This is a genomic window from Devosia sp. P1_H9 (genome assembly GCF_056405135.1).
The window spans coordinates 213983-230359 of record NZ_JBFUCQ010000004.1; the positions used below are offsets into that span (position 1 = coordinate 213983).

Consider the following 16377-nt stretch of genomic DNA (forward strand, 5'->3'; position numbering starts at 1 on the left):
GGTACTCTCACCGCCCCCTTTTCCAGTCTCAGGTGCCGAATGGCCAAGAAGCCGCAGCTCGCCATCGACACGCGCCCCTGGCGCGATCCGTCGGCCAAGCCGTTTGTGCGCATTCGCAACGTCTCGAAGAAATTCGGCGACGTCTCGGCTGTGCATGAAGTGTCGCTCGACATCTACAAGTCCGAGCTGTTCTGCCTGCTCGGCGGCTCGGGTTCGGGCAAGTCGACCCTGCTGCGCATGCTAGCGGGCTTCGAAAAGCCGACCTCGGGCACCATCGAGATCGACGGCCAGGACATGACCGAGGTGCCGCCCTACCAGCGGCCGGTCAACATGATGTTCCAGTCCTATGCGCTGTTCCCGCACATGAACGTCGAGCAGAACATCGCCTACGGGCTGAAGCGCGATAACATGCCGCGCGGCGAGATCGCCGATCGGGTCGCGGAGCTCCTGAGCCTCGTGAAGCTCCAGGACTACGGCAAGCGGAAGCCCAACCAGCTGTCGGGTGGCCAGCGCCAGCGCGTCGCCCTCGCCCGTTCGCTGGCGAAGCGCCCCAAACTGCTGCTGCTCGACGAACCGCTCGGCGCGCTCGACAAGAAGCTGCGCGAAGAGACCCAGTTCGAACTGGTCAAGATCCAGGAATCTCTCGGCGTCACCTTCATCGTCGTCACCCACGACCAGGAAGAGGCGATGACGCTCGCCACCCGCATCGGCGTGATGAACCAGGGCGAGATCGCCATGATCGGCGAACCGCACGACATCTACGAGTTCCCCAACTCGCGCTTTGTCGCGAGCTTCATCGGCTCGGCCAACATGGTCGAGGGCGTCGTCACCGAGGATGAGCCGGACCATGTCCGCATCCGCTCGCCCGAGCTCGGCTGCGACATCTATGTCGGCCATGGTGTCGATTGCGCCCCGGACCAGCTCCTCTGGTGGGCCATCCGCCCCGAAAAGATGGAGCTGAGCCGCGAGAGGCCCGAAGCGCTCAATGGCGCCAACGTCACCAAGGGCGTAGTGGAGGATATCGGCTACCTGGGCGACATGAGCGTCTACCAGGTCGTGCTCGAGAGCGGCAAACGCATCCGCGTCAGCCAGACCAACACCGCCCGTGGCAACCCCGACGCCATCACCTGGGAAGAGCAGGTCTACGTCACCTGGGGCGACAGCTCCGGCTCGGTGCTGACGGTATGACCCTCACCGGCAACCAGTTGCCGCCGCCGCGTCGCCTCCGCCCCTGGAGTGGGCTGGAGCGCCGACTGCGCGACGTCGGCATTTCCGGCCGCACGCTGGTGATCGCCGCGCCCGCCATCTGGCTGACCGTCTTCTTCCTCATCCCGCTCGCCGTGGTCTTCGGCATTTCGCTCGCCACCAAGCAGTTCGGCCGCCCGCCTTACTCGCCGCTGCTCACCACGGAAGGCGGCACCGTGCAGCTGACGCTGCACCTCTCCAACTATCTGAAGCTCTTCACCGATCCGCTCTATGTCGCGGCCTACCTGAGCTCGATCCGCATCGCGCTGATCGCCACGGTGATCACCCTCTTCATCGGCTATCCGATGGCCTATGCCATCGCCCGCGCCCCGGACAAGTGGCGCAACATCCTGCTGATGCTGGTGATCCTGCCGTTCTGGACCTCGTTCCTGCTGCGCGTCTACGCGCTCAGTGGTTTCATGCGCGGCAACGGCGTGATCAACCAGGTGCTCGCCGTGTTCGGCATCGAGCCGCTGGTGATGATGCAGACCGATTTCGCCGTCTATGTCGGCATCGTCTATACCTACCTGCCGTTCATGATCCTGCCGCTCTACACCAACCTCGTGAAGCTCGACTCGGCGCTGCTCGAGGCCTCCGCCGATCTCGGCTCGCGCCCCTGGCAGACCTTCATCTCGGTCACCCTGCCGCTGTCGCTGCCCGGCATCGTCGCCGGCTCCATGCTGGTGTTCATTCCGGCCATCGGCGAGTTCGTCATCCCCTCGCTGCTGGGCGGGCCGGAGACGCTGATGATCGGCCGCGTGCTGTGGGACGAGTTCTTCGGCGCCACCAACTGGCCGCGCGCTGCATCCGTCGCCATCGCCATGCTGGTCGTCGTCGTCATCCCCATCCTGCTGCTGCAAAAGGCGCAGGATGCGGTGGTCGAGAAAGGCAAGTAGATGCGGCGCGGCTGGTTCCTCCCCATCACGGCGACGCTCGGCTTCGCCTTTCTCTATCTGCCGATCATCTCGCTGGTGGTGTTCTCGTTCAACGAGAGCAAGCTGGTCACCGTGTGGTCCGGCTTTTCCACCAAATGGTACGGCGAACTGTTCGCCGACGAGCAGATGCTGGGCGCTGCCTGGCTGAGCCTTCGCATCGCCTTCTTCTCCGCGAGCTTCGCTCTCGTGCTCGGCACGCTCTGCGCCGTGGCGCTGGTGCGCTTCAAGCGCTTCCGCGGCCGCACCGTCCTCGCCGGCACCGTCTCGGCCCCGCTGGTGATGCCCGACGTGATCACCGGCCTGGCGCTGCTGCTCTTGTTCGTCGGGATGGAATCGACCCTCGGTTGGCCCGCCGGCCGCGGCATGCTAACCATCGTCATCGCGCATACCACGTTCTGCATGGCCTACATCACCGTGGTGGTGCAGTCGCGCCTCTCCGACCTCGACCTGAGCCTCGAGGAAGCCGCGATGGACCTCGGTGCCACCCCGTTCCGGGTGTTCTTCGACATCACCCTGCCGATCATTGCGCCCGCCCTGGTCTCCGGCTGGCTGCTCGGCTTCACCCTGTCGCTCGACGACCTGGTGATCGCCAGCTTCGTCTCCGGCCCGGGCTCGTCCACCCTGCCGATGGTGATCTTTTCCAAGATCAAGCTCGGCGTCTCCCCCGACGTCAACGCGCTCGCCACCATCATCATCGGCATCGTCGCCCTCGGCGTGCTGGGCGCCACGATCATCGGGCTGCGCGCCGGCAAGGAGAAGCGGGCGTCATAGTCCGCGCACCCGCTTCCCAACTTCAGGGCATGAACAGCTAAGCCACCTGCTTCGGCCTGGTCGGCGCCACAAGGCTCGTCTTCCCCCCGCCCGCCTTCAGCTTGGCGATCGCCTCGAACTGGATGCAGTTCTTCGACATCTCCATGATCTCGATCCGGTTGCCGTCCGGATCCTCGATCCACATGCCGCGATTGCGATCGAGCCCCCGCTTGTCGCTGCGTGGATGCATCAGCCCGATGCCGACGCTCTGCAGGTGCTGCTCCGCCACCTCGATATCGTCGACCGTCAGGCACAGATGGTTGGTCCCCGTCGCCTCCGGACCCGCAACGCGCGATTTCCCGCCCGGGAACAGCTCGAGATAGAGGTTGTCGTCGAAGCGCAGGTAGGCGATCCACGCCTGCCCATCCTCCTCGGTCAGCCGCAGGAACTCGGGGAATCCGAGCTTCTCGTAGAAGGCGATCGAAGCCTCCAGATCCTGCACCTTGAGCGCAATGTGCCCCAGGCTGTTGAACGCCGCCATGCTCGTCTCCTCGTGATGATGTTGTGCCGCGCCCTCCCGGCGCCTGCTGTACTCTGCATCGGTATTAGCGATAATACAACAGACCACGAACGTCCCATCGTTCGCTCATCCCGAACGCGCCGTCGTCCCGGTTTCGTCTTTGTGCCTGCTTGCGCAGCCAACGCGACAGGTCTATGTGAGCGCGGTCGGTCGAACTATCGGCCGGCAAGTTCTCAGGGCGGGGTGCAACTCCCCACCGGCGGTAAATGGGTGAAAGCCCAAAGCCCGCGAGCGCCTCCGGAGCAATCCAGAGGGTCAGCAGATCCGGTGTAATTCCGGAGCCGACGGTATAGTCCGGATGAAAGAGAACGGGACCACGCGCTGGCTTGCCGGCGTCCGCCCATTTTGGGCTGCCCACCATCCGGGCAGGACGCCATTTTCCATCGCCGATCCCCGTAACTCCCTGAGGGAACTGGTTACGGAAAGGATCCACGATGAGCCAGATTTCCTCGTCTACCAACTCTGCCGCCACCGGCGCCGCATTCATGCTGGTCGCTGCCTTCGCCTTTGCCGGTTCCAACCTGCTGCAGTCGGTGCTGCCGACTCCGGTGGAGTATGGAGGCTTTGGCATGAGCTCTACCGGCATGGCGTTCTGGCAATATGTCATTGCCGCCATCCTCAGCCTGCCGCTGATCCTCCGCATCGGCGTCAGCAAGCTCCGCACCAGCCATCCGCTGGCGCACGAGATCCGCGCCTTCGTCTCGGCGCTCGGGGTCCACGTCTTCGTCTACGGCTTCGCCTCCGGAGTGCCGATCTGGCAGATGGTGACCCTGCTCGCCACCGGCCCGCTGTTCATCATCCTCGGCTCCACCATCTTCCTCGGCGAGCGCGCCTCCCCGGCCCGCATCACTGCGGCGCTGCTGGGCTTCGTCGGCGCCATCATCGTCTCCGGCGTCGGCACCGACAGCCTCGGCTGGACGGCCCTCGTGCCGATCGTCGCCGCGGCCCTGTGGGGCACCACCGACGTGCTCACCAAGTACCTCGCACTCAAGGGCGAGAGCCCCGAGACGCTGACCATCTCGCTGCTCGTCCTCGTGACGCCGAACCACCTGTTGATCCTGCTCGCCGTCTGGGGCCTCGGCATCGTCGCGCCCGGCCTGCTACCGGCCGGTATCGCCAACAACGTCTTCGCGCTCCCCTCGGGCAACGCCCTGTGGCTGCTGGCTTTGCTCGGTGCGCTCACTGCCGCCGCGCAGTACCTGCTCGCCTATGCCTACAAGGTGGCCGACGCGACGTACCTGCAGCCCTTCGGCGACAGCAAGGTGCCACTGAGCGGCCTCGTCGGCTGGGTCATCCTCGGCCAGGTCCCGTCGGTCTGGTTCTGGCCGGGCGCAGCGCTGATTGTTCTGGCCTCGGTGTTCATCTACTGGGTCGAAAGCCGCGGCCGCACCGGCACCCTCGCTACCGCCTGAGCTGACTGCACCAACTCAGGCGCTCCGGGGCCGCCGTGACTGCGGCCCCCTGCGGCGACGGCCTCTGGCCGTCGTCCGCTTGTCAGACGGAAACCCAGCGCTGCTCCCGATGGCTCTCTGCCATCGCATGCACCGCCCGCTCGATCTCGAGCCCGCGCGCAAAATCGACGATCTGCGCCGCCCCATCCCCACCGATCGCCTTGAGCAACTCGTGGCACTCGATGATCTTCAGCTCGTTGAAGCCCAAGCCATGCCCCGGCGCCGGAATGAACCGCTCATACGGCGCATGCACCGGAGCCGTCAGGATCGTCCGAAACCCCTGCTCGCTCGCGTGGTCGCTGGCGATGTAGAGCTGGAACTCGTTCATCCGCTCCTGGTCATAAACGATCGTCCCCTTGCTGCCGAACACCTGCAGCGCAATCCGCCCCTTCCGCCCCCAGGCCGAGCGGTCGAGCGCCATCACCCCGGATGCACCGTTCGTAAGCTCCAGCAGCACCGAAGCAATATCGTACGTCTCGACCTTCCGCCGCCCGCCATCCCGGCTCGGCCGGTCGGCATAGGGCATCGCCAGCTGCGCCATCACCCGGCTCACGCCACCGAACAGGAACTGCATCAGGCTCAGCGGATGCACCCCGAAATCGTCTAGCGCGCCATATCCGGAGCTCGCCTCGCTCTTCCAGTAGAACAGGGCCTCCGGGTCGGCCATGAAGTCCTCGTCCATCTCGAACCGGACATGGTTCACCGTCCCGATCGCGCCCTCGTCGAGCAGCCGCTTGATGTGCCGGATCACCGGGTTCTGGATGTAGTTGTAGCCAAGCGCCGTGACCTTCCCCGAAGCCTTTGCCGCCGCAACCATCCGCTGCGCCTCGGCAAAACCCACCGCCATCGGCTTCTCGCACCAGACGTGCTTGCCGGCCTCCAGCGCCGCGATCGCCATCTCCGCATGGAAGGCGTTCGGCGTCGTCACCGACACCACCTCTACCTCCGGATTGGCAATCAGCTCGCGCCAGTCCGAGGTGGACTTCTCGAACCCGAACTCGTCGGCACGCCGCGCTGCCAGCTCCGGCGACACTTCGGCGAGATGCACCAGCCGCGGCTTCGGCCCATCGCCGAACACCGGCTTCACTCCATTCCAGGCCAGCGCATGGCACTTGCCCATGTATCCCGTGCCGATGAGGCCGACGCCGATGGTGGTCATATTCCCTATCCCCGATCTTTCCGCCGTCTCCCCCTCGGCGGGGGAGAAAGCGAAAACTTGGGCTTAGCGCAGCTAAGTCCTTAGTTTTCGCAAGAGAGGGGGCATGGGAGGCGCCGTGGCTCCGCACCCCCTCTCTTGCGATTTCTAAGGCTTAGCCAAACAGCTGAGCCCAAGAAATCGCATTCTCTCCCGCAAGGGGAGAGATGTCCGAGACATCCTGCCCCCAAAAAACACCCGGAGCCCTTGCGGACTCCGGGCGTCAGCTCCTTGGAGGAGAGCTTACTTGTAATCCGCGGCGTTATCCTTGGTGACCAGCACGGTACCGGTATCGATCCACGGCTCGAGCGTCTTGCCGGCCTTGAGGTCGACCAGCGCCTGGATGCCGAAGCCGCCCATATTGGCCGGCGCCTGTGCCACCGAAGCGGTCATTTCGCCCGCAAGGATCGAGGCCGCCGCATCCGGGTTGGCGTCGAACCCGACAACCATCACGTCCTGGAGCTTGGCCGCAGCCTTCAACGCTTCCACGGCGCCGAGCGCCATGTTGTCGTTGGAGCCAAAGATGCCCTTGATGTTCGGGTTGCCGGCTAGGATGTTCTCGGTCACGGCGAGGCCCTTGGCGCGATCCCACTCGGCAGTCTGCTCGGCGACGACCTTGAGGCCGCAGGCTTCGAGACCCTTCTTCGAACCATCGGCGCGGGCCTGCCCAGTCGACTGCGAAATCAGCCCCTGGAGGATCGCGACGTCCGAACCCGACGGCAGGTTCTTGCACATGAAGTCCGCGGCAAGTGCGGCGCCCACTTCGTTGTTGGTGCCGATGAAGGTGACGCCTTCATTGATGCCGCGGGTATCGACGAACACCACCGGGATGCCGGCGGCCTTGGCCGCGTCCACCACCGGGGCGAGGGCGTTCGGGTCGGTCGGCGCCAGCGCGATGCCGTCCACCTTCTGCGCGATCAGGTCTTCAATCTGGGTGATCTGTGCCTGCACGTCCGATTCGGACGGCGGGGCGACGACGATCACCTCGACGCCGAGTTCGGCACCCTTGGCCTTGGCGCCGGCCTCGACCGCCGCCCAGAACGGATTGCCGGCGCCCGGGCCCTTCATGCCCAGCACGTAGGCGGCATTGGCCGAACCGGCCATGGCGAGCAGCGCGCTCAGCGCAACGCCCGTAAGAAGCAGTTTCTTCATGGTCATGGTCCTCCCTGAACCATTTGTTGTCTCCGTTCCCTCAGGACCCCGGCCGGGAGACACGGCCGGGCCCGATTCCTCCTAGCGGCGCACCGCAGCGCGGCGGCGCAGCACGTCGATATAGACGGCGACGATGATCACCAGACCGATCAGGATCTGCTGCCAGAACGCCGAGACATTGTTGATATTCAAGCCGTTGCGCAGGATGCCCATGATCAGCACGCCGGCCAGGACGCCCAGTACCGTGCCGCGCCCGCCGAAGAACGAGGCGCCGCCAATGATCACTGCCGCGATCGCATCGAGCTCGATACCGATGCCGGCATTGGGGAAGCCCGAGTCGGTGCGTCCCGCCAGCAGCAGGCCCGAGAGCCCCGCCATGAAGCCAGAGATCATGTAGACCACCACCAGGGTGCGATCGACATTGATACCCGACACCCGCGCCGCATGTGGATTGCCGCCGATGGCGAAGATGTGCCGGCCCATATTGGTCTTCTCGAGGAAGAACCACAGCCCGATGGCGCACACCCCGACAAGGATCAGGCTCGCCGGGATGCCCGCTGGCGCCGGCAGCCCGAGGCCGAAATAGGCCTGCCCGATGTAACGCACCTCAGGCTGCAGGCCCGAGATCGGCGCGCCGTTCGAGATCAAATAGGTGAGCCCGCGCGCTACGTTCAGCGTGCCGAGCGTCATGATGAACGGATGCGGCAGCTTCAGCACCGTGAGACCCACGCCGTTCACCCAGCCGACGATCAGCCCGATCGCCGGACCGATCAGCAGCACCACCGGCCACGGCACCCCGGCCTTCGACGCAATCGCAAGGCTGACCATGGAGAGTCCCATGATCGAGCCGACGCTGAGGTCGATGCCGGCGGTGACGATCACCACGTACATGCCGAGCGCCAGCAGCGCCAACGAGGCGTTTTGCTTCAGGATATTGGTGAGGTTCTGCGCCGACAGGAACACGTCCGGCTTGATCGCGGCCAGCACCGCCATCATCACCACGACGACGAGGATGATGCCGTAGACCTCGAGGAATTTCGACATGCCGGGGCCGCGAAGCGAGAACCCGGACTTGGTGGCGGGGGTGTCAGACATGGCCCGCCCTCAATGCATGTTGTCATGGGCCAGGGCGGTCGTGTGCCCCTTGGTCCCCATGATCCAGCCGATGACCTCATTGCGCGAGGTCTTTCCCAGCTCCGACTCGGCGAAATTGGTGCCCTGGTAGAGCGCCATCACCCGATCGCAGCAGTAGAAGATGTCGTCCATGCGGTGCGAGATGATGATCACCGCCACCCCGTGCTCCTTCAGCGAGCGCACCAGATCGAGCACCTTGCCGACTTCCTTGATGGCGAGCGCCGCGGTGGGCTCGTCCATGATCACCAGCTTGGCGTCGAACGCCGTGGCCCGCGCGATGGCCACGGCCTGCCGCTGCCCGCCGGAAAGGTCCTCCGTGTTCTGTTCCACCGATTTGACGTGGATGTGGAGCCGGTCGAGGTGGTCGGTCGCCATCTGCCGCGACCGCTTATGGTCGACGATGGTCAGCGGCCCGAACTTCGTCCCCGGCTCGCGGCCGAGATAGATGTTCTCATAGATCGGCATGTTCCCGGCGAGCGCGAAGTCCTGGTAGACCATCTCGATGCCGAGCTTCTGCGCGTCCTTGGGGCTCGAGAAATGCACCGGCGCGCCGTTGAACACCAGGTCGCCCTCGCTCGGCTTGAACAGCCCGCTCAGGATCTTCATAAGGGTCGATTTGCCGGCGCCATTGTCGCCGACCACGCCCAGCACCTCGCCCGGCGCCACGTGGAAGTTCACGTCGCGCAGTGCCGTGATGGCGCCGAAATACTTCGATATTCCCCTGGCTTCGAGCAGCATTGCCGCCATTGCGCACGGTCCTCCCCGACCTTGCTACGGCCCGTTCTCATTTAGATGGAACGAATGGTGCCGTATTCCCTGTTGATGGAATGTTTATTCCATTCTAAGGTAAGTCGTCAAGCGGGACGTGTTCCAAATTCGGAACGTGGATAACCCGAACGGTGCTGGCAGAAGTTCATGGACTTGGCCTGCACTTATGTTGGACTCTGCCGCGTCGAATGCATGCATTTTGAGGCCGGAATGGACGACGGGGATATCAAGCTCGATGATGCGGTGCCGCGGGACTTTCCCGCGCTGCGCGCGCTGATTGCTGCGCGCGCCCCCACCCTGCCCCGCCGCCTGACCCAGGTGGCGAGCTTCGCGCTCGATAACCCCGACGACATCGCCTTCGGCACCGCCGCCAGCGTCGCGCAACGCTCGGGCGTGCAGCCGTCAACGCTGGTGCGCTTCAGCCAGGCCCTTGGCTATCAAGGCTTTTCCGACCTGCAGGACGTGTTCCGCGCCCGCCTGCGCGACCGCGTCCCGAGCTACGAAGAGCGCCTGAAGCAGCTGCGCGAGCACGGCGGCGCATCAAAAAGCGGCCTGCTGCTGCAGGGTTTTGCCGATGCCGCCGAGCGCTCGGTCGCCGACCTGCGGCTCAAGCTCGACCCGGAAACCCTTGATACGGCTGTCGAAATCCTCGCCAAGGCGGAGACCGTCTACCTCGTCGGCCTCCGCCGCTCGTTCCCCATCACCAGCTACATGGCCTACGCCATGGGCAAGCTCGGCATCCGCAACATGCTGGTCGACGGCATCGCCGGTCTCGGCGCCGAGCAAATCGGCTTCATCTCGCCCCGCGACGCAGTGCTGGCCATCAGCTTCACGCCCTATGCCAGCGAGACGGTGACCCTCGCCCACGCCGCGAAAGCCCGGCACGCCAAGGTCGTCTCGATCACCGACTCGATCTTTAGCCCCATCGCCCCGATCGCCGACGCCTGGCTCGAGATTGTCGAAGCGGATTTCGAAGGCTTCCGCTCGATGGCCGCGACCATGGCGCTGGCGATGACACTGACCGTCGCGGTCGCAAGCCGACGCGGCGAAAAGTAGGACACCCCCTGCCTTCTCCCACAAGGGGAGAAGGCGACTGCTGCCCCCCAGAGCCTCAGGCCTTCTTTTGCGGATAGCCCAGCGCGCTTCCGGCGTACGCCCCGACCACCGTCTGCTCATACTCCACGCAAGACCCTGTCATCGGTGACGATTCCGGGCCGCCGAGGAAGGCGATCAGCCGGGCTACGTCTTCCGGCTTGATCAGCTTGCCGAACGGCCGCGTCGGCTCGGCCTGTTCCAGCCAGTCGTCCGATGCGTCGTGGAACTTCTTCAGTGTCTCGTGCTCGCCCGGCGTGTCGGCCCAGCCGAGGATGATGCCGTTGACCCGGATCCGCATCATGTTGACGGCGTTGGCGGTGTTCTTGGTCAGCGTCATCAGCGCGCCCTTCGACGCGCTGTACGCCGCGAGGTTGGGCGAGCCGATATAGGCGTTGACCGACAGGATGTTGACGATCGTCCCCTCGGTGCGCTCGCGCTGCATCACCTTGATGGCGTCCTGCATCAGGAAGAACGGCGCCCGCACGTTGACGGCGAACATCTTGTCGTAGAGCGCGAGATCGGTGTCGAGAATGGTGCCGCGATCGGTCAGCCCCGCGATGTTGGCGAGGATATCCACCCGGCCGAAAGCCTTGTCCGCCGCGGGAATGACCTTCGCCACCGCCTCGGGATCCGCCAGATCCGCCTCGACGAAGACTGCCTTGGTGCCGGCTGCGTTCAGCGACTTGGCCACCGCCTCGCCCTGCTCGGCGCGCCGATCGACCAGCACCACGCCGGCCGCGCCGCGCGCCGCCAGCAGCCGCGCCGCCGCCTCGCCGATGCCCTGCGCGGCACCGGTGACAACGGCAATCTTGCCGGCAAATTGGGCGGAGGCACTATCAGTCATGTCTGGGACTCAAATGGGTAAAGGAAAGCGGCCGGAGACTAGGGATTTGGGCAACGCAAGCCAAGCCCCATCGTGCGATGACGATGCTTCCCATTGGGCAGCCGCGCCGGTGCTCTCCGACCCGCACCCCTGTCCCCTCCCCCTAAGAATGGGGAGGGAGACCCTCACATTGATTCCGGCGTTTTCGTCTCCCTCCCCATTCTTAGGGGGAGGGGACAGGGGTGGGGGTCCACAGCCACCAGGGCTGCGGGCCAGTTACCCCACCCGAACCGCCTGCCCAGTCTGCGAGCTCTTGGTCGCCGCTTCCGCCAGCTTCTGCGCCTGCAGTCCATCGTATCCGGACGGCGTCGGCGTGGTGCCGTTGGCCATCGCGTCGATGAACGTGTTCACCTCGGCCGCGTAGGCCGCGACGTACCGGTCGATGAAGAAATTCTGGATCACGTCCTGCGTGAAGCCGGCGCCGTCCGCCCGCTCGAGCGTCGTCATGTGGATGTTGCCGGCACGCAGCATGCCCTTCGAGCCGTGCACTTCGACCCGCTGGTCGTAGCCATAGGTGGCGCGGCGGGAGTTGGTGATGACAGCGATCTTGCCAGAGGCGGTCTGCATCTGCACAGCGGCGGTATCGACGTCGCCGGCGACGCCGATGGCCTTGTCGACCAAGGCGCTACCGAGCGCGTGGACCGAGACGAACTCCTCGCCGACGAGGAAGCGCGCCATGTCGAAATCGTGGATCATCATGTCGCGGTAGAGCCCGCCGGAACGCTCGATATAGCTGACCGGCGGCGGCGCCGGGTCGCGCGAGATGATGGTGACGATCTCGACGTCGCCGATCTCCCCGCCCTGGATGCGCTTCTCCACCGCGGCGAAGTTCGGATCGAACCGGCGGTTGAAGCCGATCATCAGCGGCACGCCGGCCGCCTTAACCACCGGCAGGCAGGCCTCGATCCGCTCCACCGACAGCGACACCGGCTTCTCGCAGAGGATCGCCTTGCCCGCCCGCGCCGCCTGCTCGATCAGGTCGGCATGCGTATCGGTGGGCGTCGCGATCAGGACCGCGTCGACGTCGGAGGCGAGGATCTCGTCGATCGTCGCGACCTTGGCGCCGACCGAGGCGGCCAGCGATGCCGCAGCGTCGGGAATGGCGTCGGCGACGTAGGCGACGCTGGCCCGGCTGGAGTTGCTAATCGTCCCCGCGTGGACCTTGCCGATACGCCCCGCACCCAGGACAGCAAACCTGACCAATTCTATTCTCCCCGATCAACCTAGATGAACGGATGCTGCACGCATCCTGAACTGCAAATCTGTGCATTCGACCATGCTGAGTTGCGCGATAGTCGATGCTTGGATCATGAACTTCTGCCGGCGCACTCCCGCCGGTTCAGCAGCCCACAAAATGGAACATCCATTCCGGAAATATTCCGTTTCGGAATTGACGTTTCATTCGCGCGAGGGATACAACGGCCGCTGAAAGCTGTCCAGTCAGACTATGCGGGGGAGATCATGGCGGAGCCAAAGCTCGATGTCATCACCATCGGGCGCTCATCGGTCGATCTTTACGGCCAGCAGATCGGCTCGCGTCTCGAGGATATCGGCTCGTTCGCCAAATCGGTCGGCGGCTGCCCCGCCAACATCGCCGTCGGCACCGCCCGGCTGGGGCTGAAATCGGCGCTGATCACCCGCGTCGGTGGCGAGCAGATGGGCGGCTTCATCAAGGAGCAGCTGAGCCGCGAAGGCGTCGACATCACCGGCATCGCCACCGACGACAAGCGCCTGACCGCGCTGGTGCTGCTCGCCGTTGAGGCCGAGGGCGTCTCGCCGATGATCTTCGTGCGCACCGATTGCGCCGACATGGCGCTTGATGAAGCCGATATCGACGAGAGCTTCATCCAGTCCGCCAGCGCCATCGTCGTGACCGGCACCCATTTCTCCACCCCCAATGCCGAAGCAGCGCAGCTGAAGGCGATCCGCATCGCCAAGGCGGCAGGCCGCAAGGTGGTGTTCGATATCGACTACCGGCCCAACCTCTGGGGCCTCGCCGGCCACGCCGCGGGCTTCGAGCGCTACGTCAAATCCGACTACGTCTCTGCCAAGATGCGCCCCGTCCTTGCTGACTGCGACCTGATCGTCGGCACCGAGGAAGAAGTGTTGGTCGCCGCCGGCGAAAGCGACCTGCTGCAAGCCCTCAAGACCATCCGCACGGTCACCAATGCCACCGTGGTGCTGAAGCGCGGCGCCAAGGGCTGCGTCGTCTACGACGGCCCGATCGGCGACGACCTTGAGCACGGCATCGTCGGCCAGGGCTTCCCTATCGAAGTCTACAATGTGCTCGGTGCCGGCGACGCCTTCATGAGCGGCTTCCTGCGTGGCTGGCTGAAGGGCGAGAGCCATGCAACCAGCGCCACCTGGGCCAATGCCTGCGGCGCCTTCGCGGTATCCCGCCTGCTCTGCGCGCCGGAGTATCCGAGCTGGACCGAGCTCGACTATTTCCTGAAGCACGGCAGCAAGGAAAAGGCGCTGCGCAAGGACGAAGCGCTGAACCACCTGCACTGGGCGACGACCCGCCGGCAGGCCTGGCCCAAGCTCACCGCCTTCGCTATCGATCATCGGAAGCAGATCGAGGACATTGCCGGCGACGGATGCGACCGCATCCCGGCCTTCAAGGTGTTGGCGGTCAAGGCGGCCACCGCGGTGGCCAATGGCCGGCCCGGCTTCGGCATGCTGCTTGATGATAAATACGGCCGCGACGCGCTGTTCGAGGCGCCGAAGAACTTCTGGATCGGTCGCCCGATCGAGCTGCCCGGCAGCCGCCCGCTGCGCTTCGAGTTCTCGCAGGACCTCGGCAGCCGGTTGACGGACTGGCCGGTCGACCACTGCATCAAAGTGCTGTGCTTCTATCACCCGGACGATCCGGCGGCGCTGAAGGCCGAGCAGATCGAAAAGCTGCGCTCCGCCTATGAGGCGGCCCGCAAGGTCGGCCGCGACATCCTGATCGAGATCATTGCCAGCAAAGCCGGCCCGGTCGACTTCAAGACCACGGCGCGGGCGCTGGCCGAACTCTACGACGCCGGGTTGAAGCCCGACTGGTGGAAGCTCGAATCGCAGCCCGACGCCAGAGCCTGGGAGGCCGTCGACCAGGTGATCGAAACGCGCGATCCATTCTGCCGCGGCGTCGTGCTGCTTGGGTTGGAGGCGCCGCAGGACGAGCTGGCGCAGGGGTTCGCCGTCGCGCGCGGCTCGCGCACGGTGCGCGGCTTTGCCGTCGGTCGTACTCTCTTTGCCGAGGCGGCCAAGGCGTGGTTTGCTGGCACGATGACCGACGCCGAAGCGGTCGCGGACATGACGGCGCGCTTCAAGGCGCTGGTGGGGATTTGGGAGGCTCAATGATGGCCGATAAGACAGTACGCCTCACCATGGCGCAGGCTGTGGCGCGTTTCATGACGCGGCAGATGACCGTGATCGACGGCAAGAAAGTGCCGATCTTCGGCGGCGTGTTCGCCATTTTCGGCCACGGCAATGTCGCGGGTTTCGGCGAGGCGCTGTACCAGGTGCGCGACGAGTTGCCGACCTACCGCGCCCATAACGAGCAGGGCATGGCGCACGCCGCCATCGCCTTCGCCAAAGCCAGCTTCCGCCGGCGCTTCATGGCGGCGACCTCCTCGATCGGGCCGGGCGCCACCAACATGGTGACGGCCGCCGCGCTGGCGCATGTGAACCGGCTGCCGGTGCTGCTGCTCCCTGGCGACGTGTTCGCCAACCGCGCGCCCGATCCGGTGCTGCAGCAGGTGGAGGACTGGGGCGACGGCACGGTGAGCGCCAATGACGTGTTCCGGCCGGTCAGCCGCTATTTCGACCGTATCACCCGGCCCGAGCAGATCGTCCCGGCGCTGAGCCGCGCCATGCAGGTGCTGACCGACCCGGCCGAATGCGGCCCGGTGACGCTGAGCCTCTGCCAGGACGTCCAGGCCGAAGCGTTCGACTATCCCGAGAGCTTCTTTGCCGAGCGGGTGTGGACGCCGCGCCGGCCGGAGCCGGATCGCAACGAACTCGAGCAGGCCGTGAAGGCGCTGAAGGCCGCGAAGAAGCCGGTGATCATCGCCGGCGGGGGCGTGCTCTACTCCGAGGCGGCCGGCGCGCTGAAGGCTTTCGCCGAGGCGCACGGCATCCCGGTGATGGAGACCAATTCCGGCAAGTCGTCGCTGCCGCATGACCATCCGCTCAACATGGGCTCGGTCGGCGTGACCGGCTCGTCGGCCTCGAACCTGCTGGCCAAACAGGCCGATGTCGTGCTCGCAGTCGGCTCGCGACTGCAGGATTTCACCACCGGCTCGTGGGCGCTGTTCAAGGCCGAGGGCGTGCAGATCGTCGGGCTCAACGCGCAGCCGTTCGACGCGGGAAAACACCGGGCGCTACCGCTTGTTGCCGACGCGAAGGCTGGGCTGGCGGCGCTGGAAGCGAAGCTCGGTGGCTGGAAATCGCCGGATGCCTGGGTCTCCACCGCCAAGGAGGCCAAGACCAAATGGCTGACCGCCGCAAAGGCCGTCACCGATCCGACCAACGCGCTACCGTCGGACGCGCAGGTGATCGGTGCGGTGCACCGGGCGCGTGGTTCGGGCGCGACGCTGGTCTGCGCCTCAGGCGGGCTGCCGGGCGAATTGCACAAGCTGTGGCCAGCCGGCGCGCCGGGCAGCTACCACATGGAATACGGCTACTCGACCATGGGCTACGAGATCGCCGGCGGTCTGGGCGTGAAGCTGGCGAAGCCGCATGACGACGTGATCGTGATGCTCGGCGACGGCAGCTACATGATGATGAATTCCGAGATCGCCACCTCGGTGATGCTGGGCAAGAAGTTGACCATCGTGGTGCTCGACAACCGCGGCTTCGGCTGCATCAACCGGCTGCAGATGGCCACCGGCGGGGCGAACTTCAACAACCTGCTGAAGGACACCTTCCACGAGACGCTGCCCGAGATCGACTTCGCGGCGCACGCCGCATCGATGGGGGCCTGGGTGCGGAAGGCTGCGTCAATTGCGGAGCTGGAAAGCGCACTCGAGGACGCCGAGAAGGTGGAGCGCACCACGGTGTTGGTGATCGACACCGACCCGCTGATCACCACCGATGCAGGTGGGCACTGGTGGGACGTGGCGGTGCCGGAAGTGAGCGTGCGGCCGCAGGTGAACGCGGCACGCAAGGAATATGAGGAAGCGCTGAAGGGTCAGCGGCACTAA

General features: G+C 65.4%; 14 protein-coding genes and 1 riboswitch. Of the genes, 7 read left to right on the forward strand and 7 right to left on the reverse strand.

Going from position 1 to position 16377, the window contains the following annotated elements; all coding sequences use genetic code 11:
• The first annotated feature begins 39 nt into the window (after window positions 1–39).
• The 3 genes from AC1DYL_RS09495 to AC1DYL_RS09505 are packed head-to-tail and all read left to right on the forward strand — an operon-like array spanning window position 40 to window position 2951.
• Complete coding sequence (locus AC1DYL_RS09495; RefSeq protein ID WP_477148262.1) at window positions 40–1188, forward strand: ABC transporter ATP-binding protein; 1149 nt, start codon at window positions 40–42, stop codon at window positions 1186–1188.
• The gene (locus AC1DYL_RS09500; RefSeq protein WP_477148263.1) at window positions 1185–2141 is read left to right on the forward strand and encodes an ABC transporter permease subunit; all 957 of its coding nucleotides are present in this window, start codon (window positions 1185–1187) and stop codon (window positions 2139–2141) included. The genes AC1DYL_RS09495 and AC1DYL_RS09500 overlap by 4 nt, the downstream gene beginning before the upstream one ends.
• On the forward strand, window positions 2142–2951 hold the full coding sequence (locus tag AC1DYL_RS09505; protein WP_477148264.1) for an ABC transporter permease subunit: 810 nt from the start codon (window positions 2142–2144) through the stop codon (window positions 2949–2951). It begins immediately after the preceding gene.
• 37 nt (window positions 2952–2988) lie between these two features.
• Here the strand turns inward: AC1DYL_RS09505 and AC1DYL_RS09510 are convergent, their stop codons facing one another.
• Window positions 2989–3471 carry a VOC family protein gene (locus tag AC1DYL_RS09510; protein WP_477172948.1) on the reverse strand — a complete coding sequence of 161 codons (483 nt, stop codon included), beginning with the start codon at window positions 3469–3471 and terminating at the stop codon, window positions 2989–2991.
• A 204-nt stretch (window positions 3472–3675) separates the two neighbouring features.
• Window positions 3676–3824, forward strand: a riboswitch (FMN riboswitch).
• 120 nt (window positions 3825–3944) lie between these two features.
• Between AC1DYL_RS09510 and AC1DYL_RS09515 the strand changes: the two genes are divergently transcribed.
• Window positions 3945–4922 (forward strand): DMT family transporter, encoded by a 978-nt coding sequence (locus tag AC1DYL_RS09515; RefSeq protein ID WP_477172949.1) that lies wholly within the window; start codon window positions 3945–3947, stop codon window positions 4920–4922.
• Between the two features lie 82 nt (window positions 4923–5004).
• On the opposite strand, the gene AC1DYL_RS09520 is transcribed toward AC1DYL_RS09515, so the two are convergent.
• The 4 genes from AC1DYL_RS09520 to AC1DYL_RS09535 all read right to left on the reverse strand — a co-directional run bounded on the left by AC1DYL_RS09520 (window position 5005) and on the right by AC1DYL_RS09535 (window position 9189).
• Window positions 5005–6120 (reverse strand): Gfo/Idh/MocA family protein, encoded by a 1116-nt coding sequence (locus AC1DYL_RS09520; protein WP_477172950.1) that lies wholly within the window; start codon window positions 6118–6120, stop codon window positions 5005–5007.
• A gap of 279 nt (window positions 6121–6399) precedes the next feature.
• A complete protein-coding gene (locus AC1DYL_RS09525; protein WP_477172951.1) occupies window positions 6400–7308 on the reverse strand; it encodes a sugar ABC transporter substrate-binding protein in 909 nt (302 codons plus the stop codon).
• Window positions 7309–7389: 81 nt separating this feature from the next.
• A complete protein-coding gene (locus AC1DYL_RS09530) occupies window positions 7390–8403 on the reverse strand; it encodes an ABC transporter permease (protein WP_477156170.1) in 1014 nt (337 codons plus the stop codon).
• 9 nt (window positions 8404–8412) lie between these two features.
• Window positions 8413–9189, reverse strand: coding sequence for an ATP-binding cassette domain-containing protein (locus AC1DYL_RS09535; protein WP_477156169.1), 777 nt, complete (start codon window positions 9187–9189; stop codon window positions 8413–8415).
• Window positions 9190–9420: 231 nt separating this feature from the next.
• Here AC1DYL_RS09535 and AC1DYL_RS09540 point away from each other — a divergent pair, with 231 nt between their 5' ends.
• On the forward strand, window positions 9421–10266 hold the full coding sequence (locus AC1DYL_RS09540; protein ID WP_477148271.1) for a MurR/RpiR family transcriptional regulator: 846 nt from the start codon (window positions 9421–9423) through the stop codon (window positions 10264–10266).
• Between the two features lie 55 nt (window positions 10267–10321).
• Here the strand turns inward: AC1DYL_RS09540 and AC1DYL_RS09545 are convergent, their stop codons facing one another.
• Window positions 10322–11149 carry an SDR family oxidoreductase gene (locus AC1DYL_RS09545; protein ID WP_477156168.1) on the reverse strand — a complete coding sequence of 276 codons (828 nt, stop codon included), beginning with the start codon at window positions 11147–11149 and terminating at the stop codon, window positions 10322–10324.
• A gap of 255 nt (window positions 11150–11404) precedes the next feature.
• Window positions 11405–12391, reverse strand: coding sequence for an inositol 2-dehydrogenase (gene iolG / locus AC1DYL_RS09550; protein WP_477172952.1), 987 nt, complete (start codon window positions 12389–12391; stop codon window positions 11405–11407).
• Between the two features lie 258 nt (window positions 12392–12649).
• Between iolG and AC1DYL_RS09555 the strand changes: the two genes are divergently transcribed.
• Both AC1DYL_RS09555 and iolD read left to right on the forward strand, forming a co-directional pair.
• The gene (locus AC1DYL_RS09555; protein ID WP_477172953.1) at window positions 12650–14533 is read left to right on the forward strand and encodes a bifunctional 5-dehydro-2-deoxygluconokinase/5-dehydro-2-deoxyphosphogluconate aldolase; all 1884 of its coding nucleotides are present in this window, start codon (window positions 12650–12652) and stop codon (window positions 14531–14533) included.
• Window positions 14533–16377: a 3D-(3,5/4)-trihydroxycyclohexane-1,2-dione acylhydrolase (decyclizing) gene (gene iolD / locus AC1DYL_RS09560; protein ID WP_477172954.1), complete on the forward strand. Its 1845-nt coding sequence runs from the start codon at window positions 14533–14535 to the stop codon at window positions 16375–16377. Before AC1DYL_RS09555 ends, iolD begins: the two co-directional genes overlap by 1 nt.